Raw genomic sequence first — 2,578 nt, 5'->3', positions numbered from 1 at the left:
GCACTAGAGGGCATTGTGGCAGCATGCGGCTACAACAGCGCGCGTGGTCTGGGCGACATCGCAAGTCAAATACCCGGCTCCGCAGGCAGCCCGCTGGCCGAGACACTCCCGCCGGCGGACGCCTTCCTGACCAAGGCCCCCGACCAAATCGACAGCACGTGGACCCTGCAAAACATGAAGGACCTGACCCTCAAGGCGGAGCCCGGCGGGGGTTGGATGCAGTACACCTTCCACCACATCAATGCCGCCGGTGAACCGCTGAGCATACCAACGGCAGATTTCAACGCCCTGATCGATTTCCTGGCGGCCGAGCAGGCCGCAGGTCGGGTCGTTGTTAAAACCGTCGATCAGGCCATGGGTGGGGCGGTCAAGCCGTTGGCTGCCAATGGGCCCCCGCCGCCTGCACCTATCACTTCAGGAAACTTGCTCCGCAACCCCGGATTTGAGACGGCGGGCGCTGTGGCCGGCAGCCCCCCGTACTGCTGGGTTCCAGGATCGTACGGCGCCAACACCTACACGAGCAGCACCGTGGCCACGGCCCACACCGGTACTGCCGCCACCCAGGTGGTCATGTCCGCCTACACGAATGGCGACGCCAAAGTGCTGCCACCCCTGGACACCGGTCAGTGCGCCCCGAGTGTAACGGCTGGCCACAGCTACACGATGTCCGCTTGGTACACTTCTACGGCAAAGACCCAGTTCGAGCTTTACTATCGGATAGGTCAGGGCGCCTGGCACTATTGGACGTCCAGCCCGTTTGTCCTGCCCGCAGCCACATTCACCCAGACCAGTTGGACGTCCCCGCCGGTGCCCGCGGGCGCCACAGCCATGTCAATGGCATTGACTCTCACCAACCTTGGAACGCTTGTTACGGACGACTACTCCCTCCTTGACTCCGGGGTCATCGATCAGAACGCGGCGGCGGCGATTGCGGCGAAGGCCGCGGCTGTGCAGGCCGTTGGATTGGCATCGGGGTCAATTGTGTGTGGTCTAGTTAGTGGCGGGTGCTATCAGCTCTTCACCAACGGCGCCATTTTGTGGTCGGCGGCGACGGGCGCCCATACCTCCATGGGTGACATCCGTGCCTTGTGGGCCGCCTATGGTTATGAGCGCGGCTACTTTGGCTACCCAACGAGTGACACGGTGGGCGGCCTCGTTGGGGGTGGCTATTATCAGACGTTCCAAAACGGCGCAATGATTTCCTCCTCCACAACAGGCGCCCATGTCTCGTACGGAGCCGTCCGCGACAAGTGGGGCCAGTACGGATTCCAAAATGGAATTCTGGGCTACCCGACAACCGACCAGATCGGAGGCCTCATCAACGGAGGGGCTTACCAAATGTTCCAGAATGGAGCGATCCTCTGGGCGCCGGCTACCGGGCCACACATTTCCATGGGCGTCATCAGAAACGCGTGGGCCGCACAAGGATACGAGCGGGGAGCCTTGGCCTACCCGACGTCCGATATCGTCTCGGGGCTGGTCAACGCCGGCACCTATCAGAATTTCCAAGGAGGCGCCATCATTTGGTCCGCTGCCACAGGGGCCCAAATCTCGCGTGGCGGCATCCGTGTGGCCTGGGCCTCGCAGGGCTACGAGAACGGCCGGCTCGGGTATCCGACTAGCAACGAGTATGTCGTAGGCAATGTGACTTACCAGGACTACGTGGGCGGCAGAATCAGCTGGACCGCGGCCTCGGGGACCGTGATCAGCTACAAGTAGATAACTGACCCCAAAGCTCTTTCGCCCGCCGCAGTAAGCCACTGCGGCGGGCGAAACTGCATGCAAATGGGGACAGATCTCTGGGGTCAGCCTCGAATGCCCCGGGCGCGTCACGCCAGAGGCGCTCCTGGTCTCCTTCACGAGATGCTAGACCCCCATCAGTCTGCCACCACGAGTCCGGCCTTCAATGAGTACAGTCCGATACGGCGGAGTTGCCCACGATCCTCGTCATCGACAATGCGCACAGCTTCTTTTACGGTGCCCCAAACACAACGGGGTGCCTCACATCGGGCCGTCCAACTTGGATTAGTACGAAGGACACGTCCGCACCTGCCAGGAACCGGCCGGATGCGCCAGAACGAATTCCAGGGACTTTCGTTACAACAATGTTCACATCCGTAACATCCGCAACTCTGGTTTGAGACGTATGCCGGTGCTACGGTGGGCGCGATAAGTCAGACATTCTCGCATCCGGGACAGCTTGCACAGCTCCGTCCCGGGCGGGAGACCACCATGACACGGCCATAGTCGTGTAGTTGTTCCGGAGCGGCAAATGAAGCGGACCCTTCTTCCACCCAACAGTAGTCTCCTCGGCCTGGTCGGGGTTGCGCTACTATCCGTTGCCCTCCTTGCAGGCCCAGGTCTTACTGCTCCGGCAAATGCCGTTGAGCCCTCACCGAGTGCCTCCGCTTCCCCGACCAGGACATCTTCCCCTTCCCCGTCCCTGTCCCCGAGCGCCGCACTCCCACCGGCGACGGCCGCGGCACCCACTTCCCCGAGCGTTTCAGTTTCCCCGTCGCCCTCTGTACCCGCACCAGCGGACTACCGCGCAGCAATGGCGTCGGCCACGGCTGGGGGC

Annotated in this window: 1 pseudogene; it reads left to right on the top strand. The window is 62.3% G+C overall.

Annotated features, from left to right (window positions below):
- Positions 1–1,719, top strand: a pseudogene (locus AB4Y86_RS16465) (hypothetical protein); the annotation flags it as partial.
- Between the last annotated feature and the right edge of the window lie 859 nt (positions 1,720–2,578).

Origin of the sequence: Arthrobacter sp. 2YAF22_2 (assembly GCF_052114645.1) — a bacterium.
Classification (GTDB): domain Bacteria; phylum Actinomycetota; class Actinomycetes; order Actinomycetales; family Micrococcaceae; genus Arthrobacter.
Note: the sequence above shows the minus strand (reverse complement) of the source record. Positions and strands in the feature narration are given on the sequence as shown.